The following is a 26,465-nucleotide window of genomic DNA, read 5'->3' as shown; positions in this document are numbered from 1 at the left end:
TTCTGCTTCGTTTGGTTGTGGGGGTTTTTCTCCTCGCCGGAGAAGCCCCTTTCTCCCGCTGGGGACCCCCCGAACAAAAAACCTGCTGGGGTGCCCCCCCCCCCCCTCCCCCCCCCCCCCCCCACAGGCGTGTGTACGGGGATCAGCCGCCGAGCGGGAGACCGTTGGTCGACAGGCCGTTGGTCGACAGGCCGTTGGTGCTCAGGCCACCCGCGGGCAGACCACCGATCAGACCCTTGACCGGGGCGGTGGCGTCGCCGGCGAGCTTCTGCTGGCCGGTGCCGACCAGCTTGGTGGCCGTGTCCTGGAGCGGCAGGGTCCGGGGGGTGTTCTCCAGCGCCGAGCCGGCGACCGGCAGGGCAGTGGCCGCGGCGTCGGCCGGCAGCACGGTGGCGGATGCGGTCCCCGCGGCGGCAGCCGCGAAAGCGGCACCGAGAGCGGCGACGCCGAGAGTCCTGACAGCAGACTGCTTCATGTGAAATTCATCCTTGGGGAAGGGGATGTGAGCGGCTCTGAAACGTAGTCAGCCCACTGCCCGTCCCGCAAACATGCCGACACACGGAAAACGGCCGGAATTTCGCAGTCCCGGCCGTTTTCCGCGGAGGTGTGGTTCAGCCCGCGGAAGAGGAAGGCACGCTGGTCGCAGCGGTCTGCTCGAAGAGCCACTCGGACTTCAGCTCGGCATATCCGGGCTTGATCACGTCATTGATCATCGCCAGACGTTCATCGAAAGGAATGAATGCCGACTTCATCGCATTGACGGTGAACCACTGCATGTCATCGAGCGTGTATCCGAAAGTCTCGGTCAGCTTCTCGAATTCATGGCTCATGCTCGTACCGCTCATCAGCCGGTTGTCCGTGTTCACGGTGGCCCGGAAATGCAGCTTCCGCAGCAGCCCGATGGGGTGGTCGGCGTACGAGGCGGCGGCGCCGGTCTGGAGGTTGGAGGTCGGGCACAGCTCCAGCGGGATGCGCTTGTCCCGTACATAGGAGGCCAGGCGGCCGAGCTTCACACCGCCGTCCTCGGCGACCTCGATGTCGTCGATGATGCGGACGCCGTGGCCGAGCCGGTCGGCGCCGCACCACTGGAGCGCCTGCCAGATCGACGGCAGGCCGAAGGCCTCGCCCGCGTGGATGGTGAAGTGGTTGTTCTCGCGCTTGAGGTACTCGAAGGCGTCGAGGTGCCGGGTGGGCGGGAAGCCGGCCTCCGCGCCCGCGATGTCGAAGCCGACGACACCCTGGTCCCGGTAGCGGTTGGCGAGCTCGGCGATCTCCAGGGAGCGGGCGGCGTGCCGCATCGCGGTGAGGAGGGCGCCCATACGGATGCGGTGCCCGTCCAGGCGGGCCCGCTGCTCGCCCTTGCGGAAGCCCTCGTTGACCGCCTCGACGACCTCTTCGAGGGTCAGCCCGGCTTCCAGGTGCTGCTCCGGGGCGTACCGCACCTCGGCATACACGACACCGTCCGCGGCCAGGTCCTCGGCGCATTCGGCGGCCACCCGGACCAGCGCGTCGCGGGTCTGCATGACGGCGCAGGTGTGGGCGAACGTCTCCAGGTAGCGCTCCAGCGATCCGGAGTCGGCTGCCTCGCGGAACCAGATGCCGAGCTTGTCGGGCTCGGTCTCGGGAAGTCCGTCGTAGCCGCTCGCGAGGGCGAGGTCGACGATCGTTCCCGGACGCAGGCCGCCGTCGAGATGGTCGTGGAGAAGAACCTTGGGGGCACGCCGGATCTGGTCCTGGCCGGGCACATGGAGGGTCGGGCTCATCATCTGGGCACTCTAACGCCTACGCGCGTAGATTGTCGCTTGTCGATACGTAACAGTGACCGCGAATACGGGTGGAGTACACCTGTCCTTCTGACACTGTTCTGCCATGGCACAGCGCGCACTCCCCCTGCCTGCTGCAAGGCTGGGACGGGCCGTCAGGACGGCCGGAAAACCATCTGCGGTCAGCGGCGTGGTTCTGCTGCTCCCGGACGGCGAGGCCGACTCGCACCGCCGCCCTTCCCCTCTCTCGTACGCCCTCCAGCTGCCACTGGCCCGCACCCTGGCCCGCGCGGGCCAGGAGGACGGGCTCGCCGCGCATGTCGTGCGCTACCGCTGTCGCGGCTGGAACGCGACCGACGCGCAGTTCGCGGCGGACGCCCGATGGGCGGTGGACGAGGTCGTACGACGCTACGGCGACGTCCCCGTCTGCCTCGCCGGCCACGGCATGGGCGGCCGGGCCGCACTCCGTGCGGGCGGCCACGCCGCGGTCAACTCCGTTCTGGCGATGGCCCCTTGGCTGCCCGAAAGCTCGACGGACGAGCCGGAGCCGGTGAAGCATCTGCTCGGCCGGCAGGTCCTGCTCGTTCACGGCACGAACGACGCCCGCACCGACCCCGAACTCTCCTTCCGTCTGGCCGAACGCGCCAAGAAGGCCAACCGCGACACCTGCCGCTTCGAGGTCCACTCGGACGGCCACGGTCTGCGCCAGCACCGGGCCGAAGTGGTGGCCCTGGCAACGGACTTCGTCCGCGGATCGCTCTTCGGCCGGGCATACGCCCGCCCGGTCGCCGACGCCCTGGCGGCGCCGCCACCGCTGGGGTTGCGGATGCCGCTGGCCGCGGGGTTCGGGAGGTCGCTGCGGGGCTGAAGAGGCCGGGGCGGGTACCGGCCCGTGGAGCGGGTGCGCGGTGATCGCGAGGACGGCTGGACGGCGACCGCCTGTCCGGCCGCCCGTCGGCTGAGCCCAGGCAGTACAGCACTGTCTGGGCCGGCTCACTCGTGACCTGCGCTCAGCCAACGGGGGTGGGGCGGGCTGCTGATGTCGGCAGCCACCAGGCCGTGTCCCGCAGGTCGTGTGAGTGAGCGACCCTTCGGCACCCGCCCGGCGCGAGTGGAACCGGGGCGTTCAGCTGCCTCGTCATCCCCCAGAGAGCATTTGACCTGCGGTTTCAGGAACGGTGAGACGACAGTTGTTGGACGAGATGGTGTTCCGCAGCGAAGACGTGTCGGCGGCGGACCGGTTCAACTACTGGACCGAGCTCTTGGGCCGTACCCATGCGCCCATGGACCTGCGCAGCGACCACACCGACGACTTCCAGGCCTCCCAGCGCGTGCTGGACCTCGGGGCCGTCACCGTGTGGTCTGCCACGTTCCAGCCGCTGGTGTTCCGGCGCACGCCGAAGCTGATCCGGCAGTCCGACCCCGAGGCATACCACCTGTCACTCGTCGTACGCGGGAGCGGGGCGGGCGTGTGGCGGCACCGGGAGACCGAGTACAAGCCGTACGACCTGTTCATCAACTCGTCGTCGCTGCCGAACGACGTCTACAGCACCGGCGACCTGGTCCAGACTGTGGCGCTGGAGGTTCCCAAGGCCCTGCTGCCACTGCCTCGCGACATGGCCGGCCGGATCGTCGGAGCGCCGGTGTCGGCCCGGGAAGGCATGGGTGCCCTGCTGGCACAGTTCCTCACCCGGTTGATCGCGGACTCGGCCGCGTACCAGCCCTCCGACCGGTCGCGGCTGGCCTCCATCGCGACCCCGCTGGTCGCCGCGCTCTTCGCCCATCTGCTCGAAGCCGGCGACTGCCTGCCCCCGGAGACGCACCAGCGGGCCCTCACCTTTCGCATCCAGGCGTTCATCCGAGAGCACCTGCACGACCCGCATCTCACCCCGAGCACCATTGCCGCCGCACACCACATCTCCACCAGCTACCTGCACCGCCTCTTCCAGGACGCAGACGCCACAGTCGCCGCGTGGATACGCCGCCTGCGCCTGGAGGCGGCCCGCCGCGACCTCACCGACCCCGCGCTCCGCACCACCCCCATCCACGCCATCGCCGCCCGCTGGGGATTCCCCCGCGCAGCCGACTTCAGCCGCGCTTACCGCGCGGCCTACGGCACCACGCCCAAGGACCACCGGCACCAAGCCCTCCACGACCGCGAGTGAACCCATTGCGAACGCAGTTGTGCACTCAGTGCTAACGACCTGGCCGCCTCACGTAGGCATCCTGGAGGACGTCCGTGACGGAAAGTGGGCCCGGTTGTCCCGCTGGGTTGTCGAACCCGTTCTGGCCCGAACCCGAACCCGGACTGTTCACCCCGCCCAGCCCGCACCGGTCACCCTTTACCCCAAACCATCCCGCGACCTGACGAACTATCACCACATATCCACTCAAGAAAAATCGATCACACTTTGCGTCGATTTCACCGACGAATCGGGGTACGGCCACATGATTGCCAAGCAACGGGACCGTCGCAGAGGACGGATCACAGCGGCGCTGGTCGCCCTGTCCTCGTTGGCGGCGCTGATATCGGGCGCCCAGCAGGCGGTCGCCGCCAACGACCCCGCCAAGATCGAGGACGCGGGCAGGCCGTTCAAGAGCGAGGACGCGTCCGGCTTCGCTCTCCATCCGCGGGAGATGCCAGGTGTTAACGAGGGCCAGACGGCACGCTCGGTGATCGAGGGGGCCGAGGCGAAGGGCGTCGTGACGCGGGCCTCCCCGCTGAGCGTCGCCCAGTCGAAGCAGCACATCGGCCGCTCCCTCTGCCACACGACCGGCATCAACGGCACGTTCAAGTACAACGGCTTCTGCTGGGACGAGACGGACGACAAGACCAATGCCTGGGCCAATGGCTGGCATCCGCAGGGCTTCACCGCCTCCCACGACGCGGACCCGAGCGGCACGGTCGACGGCCACCACCTGTACATGGCGACCTGGTACTACGGCGTCGGGGGCGGGGACAACGACCGCAACAAGAAGGCCCGCGTCTCCATCCTCGAATCGACCGGCACGGAGCGGACCTACGGGCACGTCCTGCTGGTCCAGCCCACCGGCAGCCGGGCCAACCCCCAGTTCACCTCGGTCGACGACATCCACGCCGACGGCATGGTCTGGTACGGGAACAGGCTGTTCGTGGCCAACGGCGGCGAACTGCAGATCTACGACCTCGACCACCTGTGGAAGGTGAACTCCCTCTCCGATAAGTCGGGCATCTCGGGCGGCACGTCCTCGGCCGAATACCACCAGTGGGCCCTGCCCATGGTCGCCCGCTACTCGAACCGCACCAAGGCCCAGCAGGACGCGGCCGAGCCGGCCGATCGCTCCGACATGAACTGCGACGGAGCCATAGCGTGTCTGAGCTCCTTGAGCCTGGACCGCAGCACGTCACCGCCGCGCTTGGTCTCCGGACGGTACGGGAATGCCGAACGTACCCCCCCTGTGGACGTGATCCGCTGGCCGATCGAACACCTCGGTGAGGGCGGTACGTCCCCCGTCAAGGCGGAGGCCGCCTACGCCGCTCCTGTCCACGGCTTGCAGGGCGTGGCCACCGACGGCACGTACTACTACATGTCAGCCATGTGCGACACGGGCCACATGGGAGTCACCAACCCCGCGAGCAAAGACGCCTACTACTGCATCTGGCAGGCCAAGCCGAACGGCCCCGTATCGATCCTCACCCGCACGCCGCCCCTCACCCAGAACCTGTCCTTCTCGTTCTCCTCGGGCCGCCTGTGGGGCATGAACGAGCGCAACGGCAAGCGCGTCGTCTTCTCCCTGCTGCCACGGATGGCCGACAACTACCAGTACCTGTACAACGACTACAGCAAGCTGTGCTCGGGCGTCGGCAGCAAGATCGAGAACAGCAGGCCGGTCATCCAGTGGGGCTGCAACAACGCCCAGGACGAGCGCTGGGTGTTCGAGGAGACCAAGGACAACAACGGCAACCCCGCCTACTTCATCCAGAACACGCACTCCGGCAAGTGCCTGGGCACCGGCAACAGCCTCGCCGACGGCAAGGGCATGATCCAGTACACCTGCAATACCAAGGTGGACGAGAAGTGGTGGTACGACCAGGACACCCACGAACTGCGGAACGTCTACTCGGGCAAGTGCCTGGGCCTGGGCTCCAATGCCCAAAAGGGCAGCCAGCTCATCCAGTGGACCTGCAACGGCTCACAGGACGAGCGCTGGACCATCTCCAGGACCGCCCCCAACGTGTGACTTGAACACTCGCCTCTGACGGCCCGCCGGGAAACCCGGCGGGCCGTCGCGTTCCCGGGGATGGTGTACAGCGCCCCGCCCCGTTCAGTCCGGCAGCAGATGGCCCCGGCGCGACAGCAGGAAGCGCTTGAAGGCGGCCACCGGCGGGGTGTCCGGGTGGCCGTCCAGCCAGGCGACGCCAATCTCGCGGGCCGCCCTCGGTGCCGTGACGGTGAGTTCCACGACGCCGGGGCGGGCCACCGCGGGTGGTGGCAGCAGGGCCACGCCGAGGCCGGCCGCGACCAGGCCGCGCAAGGTCTCCGCCTCCTCGCCCTCGAAGGCGACACGTGGCGCGAAGCCCGCCTCCGCGCACAGGTCGTCGGTGATCTGCCGCAGGCCGTACCCGGGTTCGAGGGTGACGAACTTTTCGTCGGCGGCCTCCGCCAGTCGGATGCGGCGGCGCGAGGCGAGGCGGTGGTCCTCGGGGACGACGAGGCGCAGCCGCTGTTCGTCGAGGCGGCGGGCGACCAGATCGGGGGCGTCCGGGACGGGAGAGGTGAGACAGAGGTCGAGGCCGCCGGACCGGAGGCGTTCGATCATCGCCTCGCCGTAGTTCTGCACGAGCTGGAAGCGGACCCGGGGGTGGTCGACACGGAAAGCTCGGATCAGGGCGGGCACGGTCTCGGATCCCATGGTGTGCAGAAAGCCGAAGGCGACCTTGCCGGTGGCCGGGTCGGCGTCCGCCCGTACCGAGTCGGCGGCCTTCTCGACCTCGGCGAGGGCCCGCTCGGCGGAGCCCAGGAAGGTGCGGCCCGCGGGGGTGAGGGAGACGGTTCGGCCCTTGCGGGCGAACAGGGCGACTCCCAGGTCCTGTTCGAGCCTGACCATCGACCGCGAGAGCGTCGACTGCGGGACGCCGAGCTCGTGCGCGGCGCGGGTGACGTGCTCGTGGCGGGCCACCGCCCCGAAGTGGGCCAGCCGCGGCGCGAGGACTGCGCGAATGTCTTCTTCGTAACTACTGGGTGACAGCCGGGGCTGTGAGCTGCGTTCATGCGCCATGGGAACGATTATGACGAGTTCATGCATTGGACGCATGAAACCAGCGGTCCTACTTTTGAACCATGCCTCCTGCCAGTACCGGGGCGTCCACCCTCACCGTGGCCGCCTCGCCCCAGCCGTCCCCCGTCGCCGCCGCTGTCGCCACCGCCGGCCCCGCCGTGCCGGACCGTCTCGAACCCGGCCGCCCCGGCTACCGCCGGATGAGCTTCGCGCTCTTCGCCGCCGGTGTCGCGACCTTCGCTCTCCTCTACTCCACCCAGGCCCTGCTGCCCGCCGTCTCCGCCTCCCTCGGCGCCACGGCCGGACAGGCCAGCTGGACGGTCTCCGCCGCGACGGGCGCGCTGGCGCTGTGTGTGCTGCCGATGAGCGCGCTCTCCGAGCGGTTCGGGCGGCGGCAGATGATGACCGCTTCGCTCACGGTCGCCGTACTGGTCGGGCTGCTCGTGCCGTTCGCGCCCTCGCTGGGCTGGCTGATCGCGCTGCGCGCCGTCCAGGGCGCGGCGCTGGCCGGACTGCCCGCATCCGCGATGGCGTATCTGGCGGAGGAGGTACGGCCGAAGGCGCTGGTCGCCGCGATCGGACTGTTCGTGGCGGGCAACAGCATCGGCGGGATGAGCGGACGTATCCTCACCGGCTGGGTCGCCCAGCTGTGGGGCTGGCGGGCGGCGCTCGGCGCGGTCGGGCTGCTGGCCGTGGCCTGCGCGGTCGTATTCCACTTCATGATCCCCCGGGCCCGGCACTTCACCCCCGGTTCGCTGAACCCGAAGGCCCTCGCCAAGACCGTGGGCGGGCACCTCGCCGATCCGCTGCTGCGTCGGCTGTACGGGATCGGCGCGCTGTTCATGACGGTGTTCGGCGCGGTCTACACGGTGATCGGCTACCGCCTGGTGGAGGCGCCGTTCAACCTCCCGCAGGGCATCGTCGGCTCGATCTTCCTGGTCTATCTCGTCGGTACGGTCTCCTCCGCCGCGGCCGGCAAGCTGGTCGCCCGGCTCGGCCGACGGGGCGCGCTGTACCTGGCCGTCTCCACCACGGCCGCCGGTCTGCTGCTCTCGCTCGCCGACCAGCTGGCCGCCGTACTCCTCGGCCTGGTCCTGATCACGGCGGGCTTCTTCGCCGGGCACGCGGTCGCCTCCTCGTCCGTGAGCCGTGCGGCGACGAAGGGCCGTGCCCAGGCGTCGGCGCTCTACCAGTCCGCGTACTACCTGGGCTCCAGCGCGGGCGGCACGCTCGGCGCGGTCGCCTTCCACGCCGGAGGCTGGGCCGGGACCGTATCGCTGGGGCTGCTCGCGGTCCTCGGCGTCGTCTCGATCACGCTGTACGGCACGCGGGCCGCACGCGCCGAGCGGTGCCGGCTCGCGCCGGTGGCGTCCGTACAGAACTGAGACATACGACGCACAACCATCCACTCCCCGACGCGCGTCTAGCAGGCGGAAGCACCTCACGGCGCGCGAAGGGAAGTTGGCGTACATGAGAGTCGCAGGGAACATACGGGCGATCCGGGGGCGGCGCGCGGTCGCGCTGGCCGCCGCCGGTCTGATGGCGGCGCCCGCCCTCGTCCTGGGCACCGGCGGATCGGCGCAGGCGGCGTCCTGCACGACGTCCACCGGGCCGTACCAGAAGCAGGTCGAGAAGTATCTGCACCGGCCGGTCGACGGCAGGCAGTCGGCCGCCGACTGCAAGGCGATCCAGTCGTTCCAGCGCACCCACGGGGTCACCCCGGACATCGGTTACGCGGGGCCGGTCACCTGGCGCACGATGAAGACGCTCACGGCCCAGAAGGCGGCCGGCAAGAACCCGAACAAGGCCAAGAAGTGCCCCACCAACAAGGGGCGCATCGCGTGTGTGGACCTGACCCGGCAGCTGAGCTGGATCCAGGACGGCAGCAAGCTGAAGTTCGGTCCGGTGCCGATCCGCAGCGGCCGCAACGGATACGAGACCCGCACCGGGTCCAAGAAGATCTACATGCGGCACATCAACCACGTTTCGTCGATCTACCACGTGTCGATGCCGTACGCCCAGTTCTTCGACGGCGGACAGGCGTTCCACTCGGTGGGCCTGAAGATGTGGAACCCGCCGGGGTCGCACGGCTGCGTCAACATGCGCGGCGCCGACGCGAAGTCGTACTGGAATCTGCTGAAGAACGGCGACGACGTGTACGTGTACGGGCGCAAGCCCGGCACCTGACCGGAGCGTGACCGGAACGTGTGCCGCTTCGGCACTTCCCGCTCCCGTTGTCAGTGCCCTGCTGTAGCTTCCGAAGTGCTGAAGTGAGTGGCGTCACAGCGCAACAGGGGTGGAGCGATGAGTGATCAGACAGCTACGGCGGACATCGACAGCCGGCTGGAGGGACACCGGGTCGAGCTGACCGGCTACTGCTACCGGATGCTCGGCTCGGCCTTCGAGGCGGAGGACGCGGTACAGGACACTCTGGTGCGTGCCTGGCGCAACTTCGACAAGTTCGAGGGGCGTTCCTCGCTGCGCTCCTGGCTGTACCGCATCGCCACCAACGTCTGTCTGGACATGCTGAACGCCGGGAACAAGCGGGCCCGTCCGGTCGATCTGACGGGCCCGACGCCGCTCGCCCAGGCGGCGCTCAACCCGCTGCCGGAGAACACCTGGCTGGAGCCGATGCCGGACGGACGGATCCTGCCGTCGGTGGCCGACCCGGCGGAGGCCGCGGTGGCGCGGGAGTCGGTGCGGCTGGCGTTCATGGCCGCGTTGCAGCATCTGCCGCCCAAGCAGCGGGCCGTGCTGATCCTGCGCGAGGTGCTGGCCTGGAAGGCGAGCGAGGTCGCCGAACTGCTCGACACCTCGGTCGCCTCGGTCAACAGCGCCCTCCAGCGGGCGCGGGCCACCCTCGCCGAACACGAGGGCGAGGCCGCCGACGCCGCGAATCCGCTCGACGAGGAGCAGCGCAAGCTCCTTGAGCGGTACGTGGCGGCCTTCGAGGGCTACGACATGGCGGCGCTGACCGCACTGCTCCACGAGGACGCCGTGATGACGATGCCGCCGTTCGACCTCTGGCTCCAGGGGCACGACGACATCACCGGCTTCATGCTCTCCATCGGCGCGGGCTGCGCGGGCTCGCGGCTGGTGGCGACGGAGGCGAACGGCACCCCGGCGTTCGCGCACTACAAGCCGAATCCGGACGGGCCCGGGTTCGTGCCGTGGGCGGTGCAGGTCATCGACATCTCGGACGGGGCCATCACCGGGATGCACTGCTTCCTGGACACCCCGCGCTGGTTCCCGCTCTTCGGGCTGCCGGACCATCTCGACGCCGACGCGGCGTGAGACGCGGCATACGGAACGGGCTGGGGCCGGCTGGGTGGTGCTGGCGGCCGGTGGCTGGGGGCTGACCCAGTGGATGGGCGAGCCGTCCGCCACCGGCGGCCCCGGGCCCGGCGGTGAACCGGGACCGCAGCCCGAGTCCGCCTGCGACGACCTCATCAGCGCCGCGTCCCGGCGCCCTACCGCCACCGCGGCCCCGCTCCTCAAGGCGTCGGCGGCCCCGGTCGACGGCGGGGCGACCCGGCTCAGGCAGGTGATCTGCGTGCGGGCCCGGCTCAGGTCCGGGGACTGAGCAGGACGGGGGCTGAGGACGGCAACGAGGGGGCGAGGGCTGCGGGGCGGCGGCACGGGGTACGGGGCGCGGCGCGGGGCGCACCCCGTACCCGCTCCCCCGCATCGGGGCGGGGCCCTCAGCCCCGACCCTCCCCGGCCCTCGTCCCGTCGCACACCACGTCCACCACATCGGCCAGCCCGACCAGGTCGAGCAGGCTCTGCAGTTCGGGCGGCGCATTGCGCAGCCGCAGTCTCCTGCCGCCCGCCCGGCGCGCGACGAGCCCCAGTCGCGCTATCGCCTCGACCAGGGCCAGATCCACGTACACGACCCCGCCCACGTCGCAGTCCACCCCCGTGTCCGGGTCGCGGACGGCGCCGTCGGGGTCGTACAGCAGCGTCTCCAGCTCGGCGCAGAGTCCCGGCACCGCGGCCCTGGTGACGCGGCCGGTGACGACGAGAAGGTTCGGAGTCATGGGTTCCACACCAGTGAGACCGGTCCGGCGGCCGAAACTCATCGCTGCCCGGATCCGCACTTTCCCCCGGAGGCCGTGACCCCGGGCACCCCACGCGTCGTCGAACGGCCCCGGACCGATGAACTTCCGTCAACTCCCGTTATTTGTGACCTGGAGGAAATCCGCGGTGAAGGCGGGCAAGCTCTCCGTGAAGAGCCCGGCCAAGGGGAAGTCCATCTCTACCCGGCCGACGTCACGGACAAGCGGGGGCAACAAGTCGTCGGTGTCGATCTGCAACGCCTACTTCGGCAAGTGAGCGTCTCACTCCTGCCGCAGATCGTGATCACGGTCGTTTCGGCGGGTCGCCAGCGGTTCCGCTGATCGTCCGCTCCAGGGTGTCGGGGGAGCCCGCGGCGGCTTGGGCGGGCGTGCCTCGATGAGCCTCATCATCAAGTTTCTTCGCGGAAAACTCTGTCAGCGGCAACCTTGAGGCAGCCACAACGCCGCCCTGCGTGCCCTCGGCCGCATCGACCCCGGCGCCCGAGGGCGCCCGGCGAGCTGGAACCCGATACGGCCCCTCTCACCAACTGGCATGACAGCCCTCAGCTCCACCGCTCCCGAGGAGGGGCACGCTCCTCTCTGCCAGCTCTCAGATTCGCCAGGCCCTGATGCCGTCGGCGATGTCGTAGGACTCGGTACGCCCGGCATTGAGGTCGCGGGCCAGGGTAATCAGCGCGCCGTACGGTGCGTCAATTCCTTCACCTGCGGCGTCCGTGTACGCCACAGCGACGGCGGTGTCGAACTGGGCGTTGCAGGTGGGGTGTGGGCGCAGGCGGATGATGCGTACAGGTGGCCAACGGGCCGAACGAGACGTGGATTCGCTGCGAAGTGGATCCAGGAGAGCAGCGGAGCTTGAGGCCCGGTGGTCTGGCAGGCCCGCGAGAAGCAAGGCCGGTCGACCACCGGGCGCCGCGCGAGGGGACCAGTCTCGTGCAGTTCCTGGCTGGCTGTTTATCCAGCAGAGACTGAACTGCCGGTCAGGAGATACTCATCCAGTGCTGGGGCAGCCACCATCGGCGTACGTAATGATATGGGTGCCGGCTTGCCATCCGGTGTTGATGGTCTTGTCTTCGACGCCGCAGACGGATGTGGTTTTCTTGTAAGTCCCGATTCTGATGTTGACGTGGCCACCCACCTTCGACATCCCGGAAATCGTACCGGTGATGCGGGTCTGCTGGGTATCACTGCTTTTGCAGATTGTCAGCTTCCCGCCGTAGTTGATGCTGGGGCCACCCAGAGGGCCGGTGCTGCAGGTGAGGGCGGTGGTGGAGGCGGAGGCAGGCGCCATCATGAGAACGGAAGCTCCCACGATGACGGCGGCCGCAGTTGCTGCGGCACGGGTCTTAATTGTGCTCATGTCACGTCCTTGATGACTGCTATGACGTGCCACGCGGCAAGGACGTGGGCCAGTCCTGCGGCCCAGAAACCCCAGAGTTCTACATTCTTGCCCCGGATGACGGTGTGCCAGTGTGTGAGGAGCAGTCCGACGCTGCATGCCCACAACGGCCAAGCCGCGTAGGCAGCATAGGAGCGTGCTCCAAATCCGTAGTCCAGGGCAAGGACTATGCCGAACAGAACTGAGGCGACGATCCAGTCCAAGGTACCGACGAACGTGCCGGGATCTTTGCCTTCATGGCGCATCGTGGGCATGTGTATCTCCGGTCGGAGACAGCCTGCCATCCCTGACGGGCTGAGGCTGCATGCACCGGCTCAGTCCCGGTGCGTGGGCGAACGGGTCCGGCGGCCACGGGCGGTTCCCCTTGCAGAGGGCAACCCGCGGCCGCGCGCGTGTCAGATCAGATGTGGCCCTTGATGTAAGCGTAGATCGTGTACACGTCGGAAGCCCACGCGATCGCCCAGCGGATGGCCTTCGGGACCTTTTCGCTGTACCAGTCCTTGAAGGCAGTAAAGCCCTTCTTGACGGCGGTGACGCAGCCCTTGACCTTCTTCACAGCCTTGACCAGGGCTGAGAAACGGCCCTGGACGACAGCTTCGGTGGTCACATCATCGGAGTAGAGAGCCGAGCGCTCCTCCGGTGTGAGGTCTGCGTCCGCGAGCATGGCCTGGCCTTCGGCCGAGTTGAGGTAGTTGACGAACGTGGCGTGGGAGTTGACGTCGATCTCGTCCACACCGGCCTGGAAGCCGGCGGGCGCGCTCTGGGCCCGCTGCGACTGTGCAGCTGTTGCTGCAGGGGCGGCAAGACCAACGGTCATCGCGGCCAGCACAGTTGCGACCCCGATGCCAACCTGGCGTCTGTTCACTATAATTCCTCTCGGGTAAGAGTGCGGGCGGCGCTTCGGCACATGTCGATGGCCTGGAAACCAATGCGCTGAAGTGTCGTCCGCTGCCCGGGATTTCCCGGTGCATCGGCCAAAACGTACGGTCCAGTTGCACTGTGTAGCAACAGGGTTCCCTAACGCTGTCCAAAACGATCCCGGGCATATGCCGTGCCGTGGCCTCACAGCCGCATCTTTCGCGTCGATCACGGAGCGGACTGTCCGATTCCCCCCTGTTGGATCATCAGGCTCTGTACGTCTGGCACCAAGTGTCCGGCTCTATGCACTGAATCCATGTGCGCAAAAAATTCGAACGTGACACAACCGCCCGCCTGTTTCTTTCGTCTTGAGCCGGGGACTACCTGCTCCCCACCGTGCCCGGACACGCAGACCCAGCGCGTCAACCATGAAGGATGTACATGTCTCCACGTATCGCCCCAGGCGTTGTCGCCGTCGCCCTGTCCTGAGTCTGGTTCCTTCCGCCGGGGCCTGCTACTCCAGCGGTCGATTGTGATCACGCCGGTGCTGCGGCCTGGCGGCGGTAGTGGCCAGCCTAGGAGCGGGCCTGTGGCGTCGTCGCCAGTGGAGCCGGTGGGCTACGTCGTGAACGTGCAGAGCGACCGGGACTATGAACAGGCGGGCGATCTCGTTGCAGTTCAGCGGCATCAGATCGCCAAGGGAGGGCCGGTGGACGTGTTCGACGGCGAGGAAGGGGTGGGCGATCGCGGCGAGGGTGCCCCAGCGGGACCAGGAGTTGTAGCGGCGGACCTGGTGCTCATCCAGGCCGGCCAGGCCCTTTCCGGAATGGAAGGTCTCCTTGACCTGCCACCTCAATCCGGCGACCCGCACCAAGTTGTCAGTGGTACCGGCTTCGGCAAGTGGCCGCGGTAGTAGGCGAGTTCGCCGGTGGCGCGTTCCTCCAGGACGGTGCGCAGTTTCGGGTTGCCGCCGTAGACCTCGTCGCCGGCCGCCCAAGGGCGTGGTGGCCGGTCTCGAGAAACCGGGCGATCACGCGGGCGGCGAGTTCGGGCTTGGTGGCGAACGCGGTGTCTGGGTCGAGCCCGGCGGTCGGGCTGGTCGGTCCACGAACGCGGGACGCACAGCTACCCGTCCACCGCTGCACGTCCGCGTCAGCCTGCGCAGACCCGGCAGACGGCGAACTGGGAGTTCTCGATTCTCCCCGCTGTGCCGGTGTGCTGGCGTTGGACACCGACAATGTGGCTGCCCTTCTTCGCGTCGCCGGTCTCATCGACCACGAGCACCAACTGGTCGTCGTGCAGGTGCTCAACCACGTAGTCGCGCAGGTCGTCGCGGACCGCGTCGGCGTCCCCTTCTCAACTGACCGGGAACGCCCCGGTGTCCAGGTCCAGCCCGAACGGCTCGGGCAGCGTCAGCTTCCCCCCGTACTCGACCGTGTCCAGCACCCGGTAGGTGCCGCCATCGGGCTCCCCGTAGAGGGTGGCGGTGGGGCGGCCCGAGTGCCACGGGTCGAGCAGCAGGAACAGCTCGACACCTGCCTTCGCGTATCCGTGCACCTTGCCGATGCGGTCGTGGTTGGCGTTGGCCTGCGAGGTGATCTCCACGACGAGCCGGGCCTCTTCGGCCGGGATACGGTTGCCCGGCCCGATCACCGCTGCGTCCGGCACGACGACCAGATCGGGGATGTAGAGCCCGGCCCGCCCCGGCACCGAGACGCCGAGGGTCTGGAAGATCTCCCAGTCCTCCGGAAGCACGGAGTAAAGCCTGCGCTGCAGCCGCGCAGCGGTGAGATTGTGGTCCTTGGACGGCGGTGGCGACACGGTGACGATCCCCTCGATGATCTCCACCTTGCAGCCCTCGGGTGCGTCCGTCTCCTCCCAGATCCGGACGAGATCGTCCCACTCCTGGCCGTGGCCGGGGGCGGGATCGACGGTGAGTGCGCTCATGGCGGTCTCCTCTTATCGGTGCGTCACCGAGTCCAGCATGCCGAACGGGACCGGCGGCAGTCCACCGGTCCCGTTCACCCGAATGGGAAAGCCGCAGGTCAGGCAATACGTTCCCGCACCACCGGGGTGGCGGTGAAGGCCGTGCCGGCCGGGGCGATGTCGTACGAGGAGGGCAGGGCCTTCAGCGCGTAGTCGAACTTCTCGGGGGTGTCGGTGTGCAGCGTCAGCAGCGGCTGTCCGGCCGTGACCGTGTCACCGGGCTTGGCGTGCAGTTCGATGCCCGCGCCCGCCTGCACCGGGTCCTCCTTGCGGGCGCGGCCCGCGCCGAGGCGCCAGGCGGCGACGCCGATGTCGTACGCGTCCAGACGGGTCAGTACGCCGGTGGACGGGGCCGTCACGACGTGCTGCTCGCGGGCGACCGGAAGCGTGGCGTCCGGGTCACCGCCCTGGGCGGAGATCATCCGGCGCCAGACGTCCATCGCGGAGCCGTCGGCGAGGGCCTTCTCCGGGTCGGCGTCCCCCAGCCCGGCCGCGTCCAGCATCTCGCGGGCGAGGGCCAGGGTGAGGTCGATGACGTCCTTCGGGCCGCCGCCGGCCAGCACCTCGACCGACTCGCGCACCTCCAGGGCGTTGCCCGCGGTCAGGCCGAGCGGGGTGGCCATGTCGGTGAGCAGCGCGACCGTCCGGACTCCGCTGTCGGTGCCCAGCGCGACCATGGTGGAGGCCAGTTCGCGGGCGTCCTCGATGGTCTTCATGAAGGCGCCCGAGCCGACCTTGACGTCCAGGACGAGTGCGCCGGTGCCCTCGGCGATCTTCTTGGACATGATCGAGCTGGCGATCAGCGGGATGGCCTCGACGGTGCCGGTGACATCGCGGAGCGCGTACAGCTTCTTGTCGGCGGGGGCGAGCCCGTCACCGGCGGCGCAGATCACGGCGCCGGTGGTGTCCAGGACGTTCAGCATCTCGGCGTTCGAGAGGTGGGCGCGCCAGCCGGGGATGGACTCCAGCTTGTCGAGCGTGCCGCCGGTGTGGCCGAGTCCGCGGCCGCTGAGCTGAGGCACGGCGGCGCCGCAGGCGGCGACCAGCGGGGCGAGCGGCAGGGTGATCTTGTCGCCGACGCCGCCGGTGGAGTGCTTGTCGGTGGTGGGGCGGGAGAGCGAGTCGAAGTTCATCCGCTCGCCGGAGGCGATCATGGCGGCGGTCCAGCGGGCGATCTCCGTACGGTTCATGCCGTTCAGCAGGATCGCCATGGCCAGCGCGGACATCTGCTCGTCGGCGACCTCGCCGCGAGTGTAGGCATCGATGACCCAGTCGATCTGTTCGGGGGTCAGCTCGCCCCGGTCGCGCTTGGTGCGGATGACGGAGATGGCGTCCATGTCCTGGGAGTCCTTCCGGCCGGTACGTACGCAAGAGTCCTGAATGACTCTACGCGCATAGAGGGTGGATACGGGCGTGGCCCTCCCAACGGACGGGAGGGCCACAGCAGTTCTACTTCAGATGGTCCGGTCCGAACGCCTGCGGCAGCATCTCGTCGAGCGTGCGCAGGCCGTCCGGCGTCTCCAGGATCAGCTCCGGCCCGCCGAACTCGTACAGCAGCTGCCTGCACCTGCCGCACGGCACCAGGATCTCGCCCGCCCCGTCCACACAGGTGAAGTGGGTCAGCCGCCCGCCACCGGTGGCGTGGAGCTGGGAGACCAGGCCGCACTCGGCGCACAGCCCGATGCCGTACGAGGCGTTCTCGACGTTGCAGCCGGACACCGTACGGCCGTCGTCGACGCGGGCCGCGGCGCCGACCGGATAGTGCGAGTAGGGAACGTACGCACGTGTCATGACGGACCGTGCGGCGCTCCGCAGCGCGGCCCAGTCGACCTCCGCGGCGGCCGTCACTTGCCCTGCCCCTTCCGGTAGCGCATGCCGTCCGCCTTCGGCATCCGCAGCCGCTGGGCGGAGAGCGAGAGGACGAGCAGCGTGACGATGTACGGGGTGGCGCTCACGAACTCGGTGGGCACCGTGTCCGTGGCGAGGTACCAGACCAGCACCGCGGCGGCGATGACCGCGCTGACCGCGCCCTGGACGAAGCTCTTGCGGTAGAGCTTCCAGGCGGCGAGCACGGCCAGCACGACCACGAGCAGCAGGAGCAGCGCGTGGACGGACTCGCCGCCGTTGCGCAGCTGGAGCGCGTCGGCGAAGCCGAACAGGCCTGCGCCCATGGCGAGCCCGCCGGGCCGCCAGTTGCCGAAGATCATCGCGGCGAGACCGATGTATCCGCGGCCGCCGGTCTGACCCTCGTTGTAGATGTGCGAGGTGACCAGCGAGAGGAAGGCACCGCCGAGGCCGGCCATGCCGCCGGAGACGATCACCGCGATGTACTTGTAGCGGTAGACGTTCACACCGAGCGACTCGGCGGCGACCGGGTTCTCGCCGCAGGAGCGCAGCCGCAGCCCGAACGAGGTCTTCCACAGCACGAAGAACGTGAGGACGAAGAGGACCACGGCCAGGACCGTCAGCAGCGACACATTGGTGACCAGGCCGCCGATGACGCCGGCCAGGTCGGAGACGAAGAACCAGTGGTGCTTCTCGATGGAGTGCAGCCAGTCGGAGAGGCCCGGGATCGTCACCGAGGTGATGTCGTCGGCCGGTGGGGACTGCTTGGGGCTGCCGCCCTTGGCCGCCGCCTCGCCCGTGTTGAACCAGAGCTTGGCGAAGTAGGTGGTGAACCCGAGCGCCAGGATGTTGATGGCGATACCGGAGATGATGTGGTCGACGCCGAAGGTGACGGTCGCCACGGCGTGCAGCAGCCCGCCGAGCATGCCGCCGATGACCCCGGCCAGCACACCGAGCCACGGGTTGGTCTGCCAGCCGGCCCAGGCGCCGAAGAAGGTGCCCAGGATCATCATGCCTTCGAGGCCGATGTTGACCACACCGGCCCGCTCGGCCCACAGGCCGCCGAGACCGGCGAGCCCGATCGGCACGCCCATCGCGAGCGCCGCGCTGATCTGCCCGGCAGAGGTGACGTCCTGCGCGCCGGTGATGGCGCGCACTGCGGACAGCGCGAGCAGCGCGCCCGCGACGATCAGCAGGACGACGGGGAAGGAGAGGCGGGTGCGGCCGCCCTTGCCGCCGGAGACCTTGGGGGCCGCGGGGGGCGGGGTGGAAGTCGCCGTGACGGTCACGCCGACACCTCCTGCTGGTCGGAGTTACGGGCGGCCTGTGCGGCAAGTTCCGCGCCGACCTTGCTCTGCTGGCGCTTGAGTCCGTAGCGGCGGACGACTTCGTAGGCGATGACGACGCACAGGACGATGACGCCCTGGATCACGCCGACGATCTCCTTGTCGTACCCCTCGAATTCGAGCTTGCCGGTGCCGCGCTCGAGGAAGCCCCAGAGCAGTGCGCCGAGCGCGATGCCGATGGGGTGGTTGCGGCCGAGGAGGGCGATGGCGATACCGGTGAAGCCGATGCCGACCGGGAAGTCGCCGCTGTACTCGAAGCTGTCGTTGAGGAGGGTCGGCATACCGACCAGACCGGCCACGGCGCCGGAGATCAGCATCGAGGTGACGACCATCTTCTTCACGTCGACACCGCTGGCCTCGGCCGCGGAGCCGGACTGGCCGACGGTGCGCAGGTCGAAGCCGAACCGGGTGCGCGAGAGCGCGAACCAGTAGGCGATGCCCGCGACGACCGCGACCACGATGAAGCCCCAGACGGGCGACGGAGTGGTCGGGAACTCGAAGAAGTGCGAGGACTCCGGGAGCGGCTTGGTGGAGATCTTCGTGCCGGCCTCGTCGAGGTGGCCGAGGCGGCCCTGCTGGAGCAGGTAGCCGATGATGGCCGTCGCGATGGCGTTCAGCATGATCGTCGAGACGACCTCGCTGACGCCCCGGGTGACCTTGAGGACGCCGGCGATACCGGCCCACATCGCGCCGACGATCATCGCGGTGAGGATGATCAGCGGGATCTGCAAGGCGCCGGGCAGGGTCAGCGCGCCGCCGACCGCAGCGGCGAAGAAGGCGGCGAGGCGGTACTGGCCGTCGACGCCGATGTTGAAGAGGTTCATCCGGAAGCCGACGGCCACCGCGAGACCTGCGAGGTAGTACGTCGTCGCCTTGTTCAGGATGTAGACCTGGCTGTCCGACTTCATCCCGTAGTCGAACATGATGCCGAAGGCGCTGAACGGCTCCTTGCCGGTGGCGGCCAGCACGAGTGCGGTCACCAGGAAGGCGACCACGATCGCGAGTACGGGGGCCGCGATCCCCAGGAGCAGCCGCTCCTTGTCGATCTTCTTCATCGGTCCTCTCCCCCGTTCCGGGGGTCGGTGTCGGTGCTTTCGGCACCGGAGTCGTCCGGCGCAGCTGTCTCGTCCGGCGTTTCGAGGTGGCCGGTGGCCGCGCCCGTCATCGCCGAGCCGAGCTCCTCCGGGGTGATGGTCGCCGGGTCGGCGTCCGCCACCAGTCGGCCGCGGTACATGACACGCAGGGTGTCGGAGAGCCCGATCAGCTCGTCCAGGTCGGCGGAGATCAGCAGCACCGCCAGTCCTTCGCGGCGTGCCTCGCGGATCTGGTCCCAGATCTGCGCCTGGGCTCCGACGTCCACGCCCCGGGTGGGGTGCGCGGCGATCAGGAGCTTCGGGTCGTGGCTCATCTCGCGGCCGACGATCAGCTTCTGCTGGTTGCCGCCGGAGAGGGAGGCCGCGGTGACCTCGATACCGGGGGTGCGGACGTCGTACTCGCGCACGATCCGCTCGGTGTCGGCGCGGGCTCCCTTGAGGTCGAGGAACACGCCCTTGCTGTTGGGGCGTTCGGTGACATGGCCGAGGATGCGGTTCTCCCAGAGCGGGGCCTCCAGCAGCAGTCCGTGCCGGTGGCGGTCCTCGGGGATGACGGCCATGCCGTCCTCGCGGCGCTTGCGGGTCGGCGTGCGGGAGATGTCGACGCCGTCCAGGGTGAGTACGCCGGTGTCGAGGTGGCGCATGCCCATGATCGCGTCGACCAGTTCGGACTGACCGTTGCCCTCGACGCCCGCGATGCCGAGGACCTCGCCCTTGTGGATGGTGAAGTCGATGCCGTCGAGCACCGAACGCACCACGCCGTCCGGGTCGGTGGCGGTCAGCCGCAGCCCCTCGACAGTCAGCATCGGTACGTCGGTGACGGTCGACTCACGGGTCTCCGGCGACGGGAGTTCGCTGCCGACCATCAGCTCGGCGAGCTGTTTGGTCGTCGTGCGTTTCGGGTCGGCGGTGCCCACCGTCGTACCGCGCCGGATGACGGTGATCTCGTCGGCGACCGACAGGACCTCGCCCAGCTTGTGCGAGATGAAGATGACGGTCAGGCCCTCGGCCTTGAGCTCGCGCAGGTTGTCGAAGAGCGCGTCGACCTCCTGCGGCACGAGGACGGCGGTGGGCTCGTCGAGGATCAGCGTGCGGGCGCCGCGGTAGAGGACCTTGAGGATCTCCACGCGCTGCCGGTCGGCGACCCCGAGGTCCTCGACCATGGCGTCCGGGCGGACACCGAGTCCGTAGGCGTCGGAGATCTCCTTGATCTTGGCGCGGGCCCGGTCGCCGATCCCGTACAGCTTCTCGGAGCCGAGGACGACGTTCTCCAGGACCGTGAGGTAGTCGGCGAGCATGAAGTGCTGGTGCACCATGCCGATGCCGCGGTCGATGGCGTCGCCGGGGTTGTGGAACGAGACCTGATCGCCGTCCACCGCAATGGTGCCCTCGTCGGGCTTCTGCATGCCGTACAGGATCTTCATCAGAGTGGACTTGCCGGCGCCGTTCTCGCCGACGAGAGCGTGGACGGTGCCGCGGCGCACGGTGATGTCGATGTCGTGGTTGGCCACGACTCCGGGGAACCGCTTGGTGATGCCGCGGAGCTCCACGGCATGAGGACTGCTGGACGCGTTGATGACGCACTCTCCTTGGCAGGAGCGGAGGGCGGAGGCGATGGGACGGAGGCGGTGGGGCGAAAAAAGGTACCGCGCCCGGCGGACGCTACGCGCGTAGCGCCGCCGAACCGTTGGCCACCTGATGGCAGGTGGCAGACAGTGTGCGTACGGCTACGGCGATGCGACCGGAAGCCGTACGTGAATCGGGGCCCGCGCGAAGCCGAAGCGGCTCACCCGGGCCCCGATCGACGGGCCGGATCAGGTCGTGGTCTTGACCGTGATGGTGCCGTCGACGATCTTCTTCTTCGCCTCGTCGAGCTGGGTCTGGATGTCCTTGAGGTGGTCACCCGTGGCGGTCAGGCTGACGCCACCCTTGGCCAGGGAGTACGCCTGCGTGCCGGTCAACGGCTTGCCGTCCTTGACGGACTTGACCAGGTCGAAGACGCCGGTGTCGACGTTCTTGACGACGGAGGTCATGATCGTGTCCTTGTACTTCGACAGCGCCGGGTCGAGCGCCTGGTCGGAGTCGACGCCGATGGACCAGGCGCCCTTCTTGCCGGCGACGGCCTCGATCGAACCGGCACCCGAGCCGCCCGCTGCGGCGAAGATGACGTCCGCACCCTTGTCGAGCATGCCCTTGGCAGCTTCCTTGCCCTTGTCGGGGCTGCCGAAGCCGGTCAGGTCCGAACCGGTGGACAGGTACTGGATCTGCACCTTGGCCTTCGGCTTGGTGTCCAGGACGCCCTGCTGGAAGCCCGCGGCGAACTTCTTGATCAGCGGAAGGTCCACACCGCCGATGAAGCCGACCTGGCCGTCCTTCGACTTCAGCGCGGCGGCGACACCGGCGAGGTAGGAGCCCTGCTCCTCGGTGAAGACGATGCTGTCGACGTTCTTCGCGGCGGCGACCGAGTCGACGAGACCGAAGCTGACCTTCGGGTACTTGGCCGCGATCTTGTCGACCGCGTCCTTGTACGCGAACCCGACCGCTATGACCGGGTTGTAGCCGCCCTCGGCGAGCGACTCGAGGCGCTGCTCACGGTCGGCAGGGGTCTCACCGGTCTTGGCGGTGAGCTCCTTCGTCTCGGCACTGAACTCGGACTTGGCCTTGTCCAGACCACGCGCGGCGGAGTCGTTGAACGAGTTGTCGCCACGGCCGCCCACGTCGTAGGCCATGCCGATCTTCATCTTGCCCTTGTCGGAGCCGGAGCTCTCGGTGGACGACTCGCCACACGCGGTGGCGGTGAGCGCGAGAGCTGCAGTGACAGCACACGCAGCGGTGATCTTGGATACCCGGCGCAAGGGAAGGCTCCTTCAAACCTGACCGAAGCGCCTCTTCCGGCGCTGGTTTCGCGGCGATCGTAACGCGCGTAGATGTCAGATAAAGCCCTGTACGGAAGCTGTTATCGGATCGTCGCGAACCAGAGGTGACCTGTCCGGTTACGGATGGTTGCCGTCCAGCAACGCGGAGGCGGTGAAGAGCTCCACCGCCACCGTGATCGCCTCCTCGTCGGCGTCGAAATCGCCACGATGCAGGTCGAGCCGGGCGGTGTCGCCGGGAGTACGGACCCCGAGCCGGGCCATGGCTCCGGGGACGTGTTCCAGGTACCAGGAGAAGTCCTCGCCGCCGAGGCTCTGTTCGGTGTCCTCGATCGCATACGACCCGCGGCGGGCGGTCATCGCCCCGGCGAGCAGATCGATAACGGCGGCATCGTTCACCACTGGCGGGACGCCCCGGACGTAGTTGATCACCGTCTTGGCCCCGTGCATCCCGGCCACCTCGTCGATCGCCGCGTGTACCAGGTCCGGCGCCTCCCGCCAGGCCGCCAGGTCCAGGCAGCGCACGGTGCCGGACAGCTCGGCGTGCTGCGGGATCACGTTGCAGGCGTGCCCGGCCTCCAGTCGGCCCCAGGTGACGGCAAGCCCGGCACGGGCGTCGACCCGTCGGGCCAGCAGCGCGGGCACCTCGGTGGCGACCTTGGAGGCGGCGGTGACCAGGTCGGTGGTCAGATGCGGCCGGGCGGTGTGCCCGCCGGGGCCGTCGAGGCTGACCTCCAGCCGGTCGCAGGCCGAGGTGATCGCCCCGACCCGCAGCCCGATCCGCCCCACGTCCACCTTCGGGTCGCAGTGCACCCCGATGATCCGCCCGACGCCCTCCAGCGCCCCGGACGCGATCGTGTCGGGCGCACCGCCGGGCAGCACCTCCTCGGCCGGCTGGAAGATCAGCCGCACCGGCCGCGGCAGCAGCCCCTGCCGGTCGAGCCCGGCGAGCACCAGCCCGGCGCCGAGGACCGAGGTGGTGTGGATGTCGTGCCCGCAGGCATGCGCCCGGTCGGGGACGGTGGAGCGGTACGGGACGCCCGCCTTGGTGTCCGGGATGGGCAGAGCGTCGATGTCCGCGCGCAGAGCGAGCATGGGCCGCGGGTCGCTGCCCCGGCTTCCCACGTCACAGATCAGACCCGTCCCCGTGTCGAGTACCCGTGGTTCCAGCCCCGCCTTCTCCAGCCGGGCCTTGATGGCCGCCGTGGTACGGAACTCCTGGTTGCCCAGCTCGGGGTGCATGTGCAAATCGCGGCGGAAGGCGATCAGTTCGGCACGCAGGGCTTCGGGCAGGGTGCCGGGCAGCGCCTCGTCCCCGGGCGGCTGGGCATCGGAATCACGGGACATCAACTGGTTCACCTGGTGAAGGGTAAGGCCCTTGACCCCTCAACTGACCACAGATCAACAAAAGTTCAGCCGCATAGACGAACAAAATGTGGCGTCGGAGCGTGTGACGTGAGATGGAGGTGGGTAAACTCACCCATTTTCTACTGGCTGCGGCGCACCGGCAGCAGCGCCAGCCCGATGCACAGGGCACCGACCGGCAGCAGATCCAGGCTCACGGCCGCCAGCACGACCCCGGCCAGCACTGCGACGGGAGCCCACACCCGGACCAGGTCCCGGCGGAAGAACGCGAGCAGGGTGACGAGGGCCAGCAGTCCGAACCAGAACAGCAACGGCACCACCGTGTAGACCAACGGCATCACACCGGGTACGTCCTGCACCCGCCCGAACAGGTCGCTCATGGCCTGCTCGTCCGCCGCGACGAACCCGACCACCAGGTCGATCACCGCCTGGACCGCCACCGCCGCCGCCCCGGCCAGCCCGGCCCAAGCCGCCACCTCGACGGCGCCCCGCCTGCCGCCGCGCACCACGGCGGTCTTCCGCAGCCCCAGGAACACCGGCACGAACACGAGTACCCCGGCCAGGAACAGCAGATGCGCCAGCGTCCACCACACCCCGGGCCCGTAATCACTGACGGCGCGCCCGATCAGCCGCACCGCTCCGTACGCGGCCATCAGGGCCGGTCCCACGAGGAACACCGTCCCGGCCTTGGTGCCCTGTCGCTCCGTCGCCATCCGCATCGTCGTCATGTGCTGATGCTCGCGCCCGGCCGACCCTGCCCGCTATCGGGGCTTCCCCCCAACAAACCCTGGCTGCAGGCCACTTCCTGGTCAGGGTGAGGCTCCTGCAATCCTGACCTGACCTACCCGGCCGCCCCGATCCGTACATCCGCAGACTGCGGGACGTTGACCCACCTCCATGGCGCATGTCGCTTTTCAGCGTACGTTTCGGCCTTTCCGGCCTTCATTTCAGTGACACAGCGCACTTCTGGCCACGGACTGTGCATGCATCCCGGACTCGGGGGCAAGTGTCCACGGCCCTGAAGGGTGACACCGACGTGGCATAACGGCGCAGAACAGGGACGGAAGGCAGTACCGATCATGGCTGGACAAGCCGCAATACAGGCGCAGAAGACCATCCACGCGGGCGGGGAGTGGCGTGAAGCCGCCTCCGGCGCCACGCGTGAGATCCTCGATCCCGCCGATGCCGAGCCGTTCGCCGTGGTCGCGGAGGGCGACGAGAAGGACGCGGACGCGGCCGTCTCGGCTGCGCGCCACGCCTTCGACGAGGGCCCGTGGCCCCGCACCCCTGTCGCCGAGCGCGCCGCCCTCCTGCGCCGTGTCGCCGGCCTCCTCCTGAGGGATCGTGAGGAGCTCGGGCTCCTGGAGAGGCGTGACGCGGGCAAGACCCTCGAAGAAGGACGCGTCGACATCGACTGCGTCGCCGATGCCTTCCGGTACTTCGCCGATCTGGTCGTCGCAGAGGGCGGCGGACGCGTCGTCGACGCCGGGTCCGACGACATCCACAGCGTCGTCGTGCACGAGCCCGTCGGCGTCTGCGCCATGATCACACCCTGGAACTACCCGCTTCTGCAGGCAAGTTGGAAGGTCGCCCCCGCACTCGCCGCCGGCAACACCTTCGTCGTCAAGCCGAGCGAGATCACCCCGCTGACGACGATCGCGCTTATCCGCCTGCTCGTCGAGGCCGGGTTGCCCGCCGGTGTCGCCAATATCGTCACCGGACCCGGGCACTGCGTCGGCGCCCGCCTCGCCGAGCACCCCGACGTCGACCTCGTCTCCTTCACCGGCGGCCTGATCAGCGGTACGAAGGTCGCGCAGGCCGCCGCCATGAGCGTCAAGAAGGTCGCACTCGAACTCGGCGGCAAGAACCCCAACGTCGTCTTCGCCGACGCCTGCGCCACCGACGAGGGCTTCGACACCGCCGTCGACCAGGCCCTCAACGCCGCCTTCATCCACAGCGGCCAGGTGTGCTCCGCGGGCAGCCGGCTCATCGTCGAGGAGTCCGTACGCGAACGCTTCGTCGCCGAGCTCGCCCGCCGGGCGAGCCGGATCCGGCTCGGGCGCGGCACCGAGGACGGTGTCGAGTGCGGCCCGCTCGTGTCGGAGCAGCAGCGGGAGAAGACCGAGGCGTACGTCGCCTCCGCGCTGGAGGAGGGCGCGGTGCTGCGGGCGGGGGGCAAGCGCCCCGAGCCGTCCGCCGAACGGCCCGCCACCGGGTACTTCTACGAGCCGACCGTCCTCGACCGGTGCCACCGGGAGATGAGGGTTGTACGCGAGGAGGTCTTCGGGCCCGTCCTCACCGTCGAGACCTTCCGCACCGAGGACGAGGCCGTCGCGCTCGCCAACGACACCGAGTACGGGCTCGCCGGCGCCGTCTGGACCGCCGACGCGGGCCGCGCCCGGCGCGTCGCCGGACGACTGCGGCACGGCACCGTCTGGATCAACGACTTCCACCCCTACCTCCCGCAGGCGGAGTGGGGCGGCTTCGGCAAGAGCGGTGTCGGGCGCGAGCTCGGCCCGGCCGGTCTCGCCGAGTACCGCGAGACCAAGCACGTGTACCAGAACCTCGCGCCGAAGCCGGTGCGGTGGTTCGCGGGCTGAGCCC

At 68.9% G+C, this 26,465-nt stretch carries 26 protein-coding genes and 1 pseudogene; 9 read left to right on the top strand and 18 right to left on the bottom strand.

All coding sequences use genetic code 11. The features are described 5' to 3' along the window. Window positions 1-142 precede the first annotated feature (142 nt). Together ACZ7IB_RS08025 and ACZ7IB_RS08020 are read right to left on the bottom strand one after the other, a co-directional pair. Complete coding sequence (locus ACZ7IB_RS08025) at window positions 143-475, bottom strand: hypothetical protein (RefSeq protein WP_470910130.1); 333 nt, start codon at window positions 473-475, stop codon at window positions 143-145. Window positions 476-611: 136 nt separating this feature from the next. Further along, the gene (locus ACZ7IB_RS08020) at window positions 612-1,766 is read right to left on the bottom strand and encodes an adenosine deaminase (RefSeq protein ID WP_398632090.1); all 1,155 of its coding nucleotides are present in this window, start codon (window positions 1,764-1,766) and stop codon (window positions 612-614) included. Between the two features lie 103 nt (window positions 1,767-1,869). Between ACZ7IB_RS08020 and ACZ7IB_RS08015 the strand changes: the two genes are divergently transcribed. The 3 genes from ACZ7IB_RS08015 (at window position 1,870) to ACZ7IB_RS08005 (ending at window position 5,984) form a co-directional block, all read left to right on the top strand. Beyond that, a complete protein-coding gene (locus tag ACZ7IB_RS08015; RefSeq protein WP_470910127.1) occupies window positions 1,870-2,631 on the top strand; it encodes an alpha/beta hydrolase family protein in 762 nt (253 codons plus the stop codon). Window positions 2,632-2,953: 322 nt separating this feature from the next. Continuing rightward, window positions 2,954-3,928: an AraC-like ligand-binding domain-containing protein gene (locus ACZ7IB_RS08010; protein WP_470910457.1), complete on the top strand. Its 975-nt coding sequence runs from the start codon at window positions 2,954-2,956 to the stop codon at window positions 3,926-3,928. A 283-nt stretch (window positions 3,929-4,211) separates the two neighbouring features. Next, on the top strand, window positions 4,212-5,984 hold the full coding sequence (locus tag ACZ7IB_RS08005; RefSeq protein ID WP_470910125.1) for an RICIN domain-containing protein: 1,773 nt from the start codon (window positions 4,212-4,214) through the stop codon (window positions 5,982-5,984). An 84-nt stretch (window positions 5,985-6,068) separates the two neighbouring features. On the opposite strand, the gene ACZ7IB_RS08000 is transcribed toward ACZ7IB_RS08005, so the two are convergent. Then, entirely contained in the window at window positions 6,069-7,022 is a 954-nt protein-coding gene (locus tag ACZ7IB_RS08000; protein WP_470910123.1) for a LysR family transcriptional regulator, read from the bottom strand. 62 nt (window positions 7,023-7,084) lie between these two features. On the opposite strand from ACZ7IB_RS08000, the gene ACZ7IB_RS07995 reads away from it, so the two are divergent. The 4 genes from ACZ7IB_RS07995 (at window position 7,085) to ACZ7IB_RS07980 (ending at window position 10,605) form a co-directional block, all read left to right on the top strand. Next, window positions 7,085-8,407, top strand: coding sequence for an MFS transporter (locus ACZ7IB_RS07995; protein WP_470910122.1), 1,323 nt, complete (start codon window positions 7,085-7,087; stop codon window positions 8,405-8,407). A gap of 85 nt (window positions 8,408-8,492) precedes the next feature. Then, window positions 8,493-9,209, top strand: coding sequence for a L,D-transpeptidase family protein (locus ACZ7IB_RS07990; RefSeq protein ID WP_470910120.1), 717 nt, complete (start codon window positions 8,493-8,495; stop codon window positions 9,207-9,209). Between the two features lie 117 nt (window positions 9,210-9,326). Continuing rightward, window positions 9,327-10,316: a sigma-70 family RNA polymerase sigma factor gene (locus ACZ7IB_RS07985; RefSeq protein ID WP_470910118.1), complete on the top strand. Its 990-nt coding sequence runs from the start codon at window positions 9,327-9,329 to the stop codon at window positions 10,314-10,316. Between the two features lie 34 nt (window positions 10,317-10,350). Beyond that, window positions 10,351-10,605: a hypothetical protein gene (locus tag ACZ7IB_RS07980; protein WP_470910117.1), complete on the top strand. Its 255-nt coding sequence runs from the start codon at window positions 10,351-10,353 to the stop codon at window positions 10,603-10,605. Window positions 10,606-10,723: 118 nt separating this feature from the next. On the opposite strand, the gene ACZ7IB_RS07975 is transcribed toward ACZ7IB_RS07980, so the two are convergent. Beyond that, entirely contained in the window at window positions 10,724-11,101 is a 378-nt protein-coding gene (locus tag ACZ7IB_RS07975; protein ID WP_470910115.1) for an STAS domain-containing protein, read from the bottom strand. Between the two features lie 124 nt (window positions 11,102-11,225). Between ACZ7IB_RS07975 and ACZ7IB_RS07970 the strand changes: the two genes are divergently transcribed. Further along, window positions 11,226-11,354, top strand: a complete 129-nt coding sequence (locus ACZ7IB_RS07970; RefSeq protein ID WP_470910113.1) for a hypothetical protein — start codon at window positions 11,226-11,228, stop codon at window positions 11,352-11,354. 333 nt (window positions 11,355-11,687) lie between these two features. Here ACZ7IB_RS07970 and ACZ7IB_RS07965 read toward each other — a convergent pair whose 3' ends face one another. From ACZ7IB_RS07965 to ACZ7IB_RS07900, 14 genes and pseudogenes are all read right to left on the bottom strand, one after another. Continuing rightward, on the bottom strand, window positions 11,688-11,822 hold the full coding sequence (locus ACZ7IB_RS07965) for a hypothetical protein (protein ID WP_470910111.1): 135 nt from the start codon (window positions 11,820-11,822) through the stop codon (window positions 11,688-11,690). A 264-nt stretch (window positions 11,823-12,086) separates the two neighbouring features. Further along, entirely contained in the window at window positions 12,087-12,455 is a 369-nt protein-coding gene (locus ACZ7IB_RS07960; protein ID WP_470910109.1) for a hypothetical protein, read from the bottom strand. Continuing rightward, window positions 12,452-12,748 carry a hypothetical protein gene (locus ACZ7IB_RS07955; protein WP_470910108.1) on the bottom strand — a complete coding sequence of 99 codons (297 nt, stop codon included), beginning with the start codon at window positions 12,746-12,748 and terminating at the stop codon, window positions 12,452-12,454. Before ACZ7IB_RS07955 ends, ACZ7IB_RS07960 begins: the two co-directional genes overlap by 4 nt. 146 nt (window positions 12,749-12,894) lie before the next feature. Further along, the gene (locus tag ACZ7IB_RS07950; protein ID WP_470910106.1) at window positions 12,895-13,359 is read right to left on the bottom strand and encodes a hypothetical protein; all 465 of its coding nucleotides are present in this window, start codon (window positions 13,357-13,359) and stop codon (window positions 12,895-12,897) included. A 529-nt stretch (window positions 13,360-13,888) separates the two neighbouring features. Next, window positions 13,889-14,702: pseudogene (locus ACZ7IB_RS07945) on the bottom strand (transposase); the annotation flags it as partial. A gap of 6 nt (window positions 14,703-14,708) precedes the next feature. Further along, window positions 14,709-15,299, bottom strand: coding sequence for a Uma2 family endonuclease (locus ACZ7IB_RS07940; protein WP_470910104.1), 591 nt, complete (start codon window positions 15,297-15,299; stop codon window positions 14,709-14,711). Window positions 15,300-15,397: 98 nt separating this feature from the next. Next, window positions 15,398-16,675, bottom strand: coding sequence for a thymidine phosphorylase (locus ACZ7IB_RS07935; RefSeq protein ID WP_470910102.1), 1,278 nt, complete (start codon window positions 16,673-16,675; stop codon window positions 15,398-15,400). A gap of 112 nt (window positions 16,676-16,787) precedes the next feature. Beyond that, window positions 16,788-17,186: a cytidine deaminase gene (locus tag ACZ7IB_RS07930; protein WP_114246244.1), complete on the bottom strand. Its 399-nt coding sequence runs from the start codon at window positions 17,184-17,186 to the stop codon at window positions 16,788-16,790. Next, the gene (locus ACZ7IB_RS07925) at window positions 17,183-18,472 is read right to left on the bottom strand and encodes an ABC transporter permease (protein WP_470910100.1); all 1,290 of its coding nucleotides are present in this window, start codon (window positions 18,470-18,472) and stop codon (window positions 17,183-17,185) included. Before ACZ7IB_RS07925 ends, ACZ7IB_RS07930 begins: the two co-directional genes overlap by 4 nt. Further along, window positions 18,469-19,584 carry an ABC transporter permease gene (locus ACZ7IB_RS07920; protein WP_470910099.1) on the bottom strand — a complete coding sequence of 372 codons (1,116 nt, stop codon included), beginning with the start codon at window positions 19,582-19,584 and terminating at the stop codon, window positions 18,469-18,471. The genes ACZ7IB_RS07925 and ACZ7IB_RS07920 overlap by 4 nt, the downstream gene beginning before the upstream one ends. Then, window positions 19,581-21,173 (bottom strand): ABC transporter ATP-binding protein, encoded by a 1,593-nt coding sequence (locus ACZ7IB_RS07915; RefSeq protein WP_470910097.1) that lies wholly within the window; start codon window positions 21,171-21,173, stop codon window positions 19,581-19,583. Before ACZ7IB_RS07915 ends, ACZ7IB_RS07920 begins: the two co-directional genes overlap by 4 nt. Window positions 21,174-21,437: 264 nt before the next feature. Then, complete coding sequence (locus ACZ7IB_RS07910; protein ID WP_470910094.1) at window positions 21,438-22,478, bottom strand: BMP family lipoprotein; 1,041 nt, start codon at window positions 22,476-22,478, stop codon at window positions 21,438-21,440. Between the two features lie 138 nt (window positions 22,479-22,616). After that, on the bottom strand, window positions 22,617-23,843 hold the full coding sequence (locus ACZ7IB_RS07905; protein WP_470910455.1) for an amidohydrolase: 1,227 nt from the start codon (window positions 23,841-23,843) through the stop codon (window positions 22,617-22,619). 140 nt (window positions 23,844-23,983) lie between these two features. Next, the gene (locus tag ACZ7IB_RS07900; protein WP_470910092.1) at window positions 23,984-24,589 is read right to left on the bottom strand and encodes a hypothetical protein; all 606 of its coding nucleotides are present in this window, start codon (window positions 24,587-24,589) and stop codon (window positions 23,984-23,986) included. Window positions 24,590-24,940: 351 nt separating this feature from the next. On the opposite strand from ACZ7IB_RS07900, the gene ACZ7IB_RS07895 reads away from it, so the two are divergent. Next, entirely contained in the window at window positions 24,941-26,461 is a 1,521-nt protein-coding gene (locus ACZ7IB_RS07895; protein ID WP_470910090.1) for an aldehyde dehydrogenase family protein, read from the top strand. The last annotated feature ends 4 nt before the right edge of the window (window positions 26,462-26,465 follow it).

The sequence above is a fragment of the Streptomyces sp. NPDC037301 genome (assembly GCF_055602785.1).
The sequence above is the reverse complement of the archived record's forward strand: the minus strand, read 5'-3'. Positions and strand labels throughout refer to the sequence as shown.

Excerpts from the sequence above, each read along its gene's own strand:
- ACZ7IB_RS08025 (WP_470910130.1), bottom strand. The coding sequence starts at position 475 with ATGAAGCAGTCTGCTGTCAGGACTCTCGGCGTCGCCGCTCTCGGTGCC.
- ACZ7IB_RS08020 (WP_398632090.1), bottom strand. The coding sequence starts at position 1,766 with ATGATGAGCCCGACCCTCCATGTGCCCGGCCAGGACCAGATCCGGCGT.
- ACZ7IB_RS08015 (WP_470910127.1), top strand. The coding sequence starts at position 1,870 with ATGGCACAGCGCGCACTCCCCCTGCCTGCTGCAAGGCTGGGACGGGCC.
- ACZ7IB_RS08005 (WP_470910125.1), top strand. The coding sequence starts at position 4,212 with ATGATTGCCAAGCAACGGGACCGTCGCAGAGGACGGATCACAGCGGCG.
- ACZ7IB_RS08000 (WP_470910123.1), bottom strand. The coding sequence starts at position 7,022 with ATGGCGCATGAACGCAGCTCACAGCCCCGGCTGTCACCCAGTAGTTAC.
- ACZ7IB_RS07995 (WP_470910122.1), top strand. The coding sequence starts at position 7,085 with ATGCCTCCTGCCAGTACCGGGGCGTCCACCCTCACCGTGGCCGCCTCG.
- ACZ7IB_RS07990 (WP_470910120.1), top strand. The coding sequence starts at position 8,493 with ATGAGAGTCGCAGGGAACATACGGGCGATCCGGGGGCGGCGCGCGGTC.
- ACZ7IB_RS07985 (WP_470910118.1), top strand. The coding sequence starts at position 9,327 with ATGAGTGATCAGACAGCTACGGCGGACATCGACAGCCGGCTGGAGGGA.
- ACZ7IB_RS07975 (WP_470910115.1), bottom strand. The coding sequence starts at position 11,101 with ATGAGTTTCGGCCGCCGGACCGGTCTCACTGGTGTGGAACCCATGACT.
- ACZ7IB_RS07960 (WP_470910109.1), bottom strand. The coding sequence starts at position 12,455 with ATGAGCACAATTAAGACCCGTGCCGCAGCAACTGCGGCCGCCGTCATC.
- ACZ7IB_RS07955 (WP_470910108.1), bottom strand. The coding sequence starts at position 12,748 with ATGCCCACGATGCGCCATGAAGGCAAAGATCCCGGCACGTTCGTCGGT.
- ACZ7IB_RS07940 (WP_470910104.1), bottom strand. The coding sequence starts at position 15,299 with ATGAGCGCACTCACCGTCGATCCCGCCCCCGGCCACGGCCAGGAGTGG.
- ACZ7IB_RS07935 (WP_470910102.1), bottom strand. The coding sequence starts at position 16,675 with ATGGACGCCATCTCCGTCATCCGCACCAAGCGCGACCGGGGCGAGCTG.
- ACZ7IB_RS07920 (WP_470910099.1), bottom strand. The coding sequence starts at position 19,584 with ATGAAGAAGATCGACAAGGAGCGGCTGCTCCTGGGGATCGCGGCCCCC.
- ACZ7IB_RS07905 (WP_470910455.1), bottom strand. The coding sequence starts at position 23,843 with ATGTCCCGTGATTCCGATGCCCAGCCGCCCGGGGACGAGGCGCTGCCC.
- ACZ7IB_RS07900 (WP_470910092.1), bottom strand. The coding sequence starts at position 24,589 with ATGACGACGATGCGGATGGCGACGGAGCGACAGGGCACCAAGGCCGGG.
- ACZ7IB_RS07895 (WP_470910090.1), top strand. The coding sequence starts at position 24,941 with ATGGCTGGACAAGCCGCAATACAGGCGCAGAAGACCATCCACGCGGGC.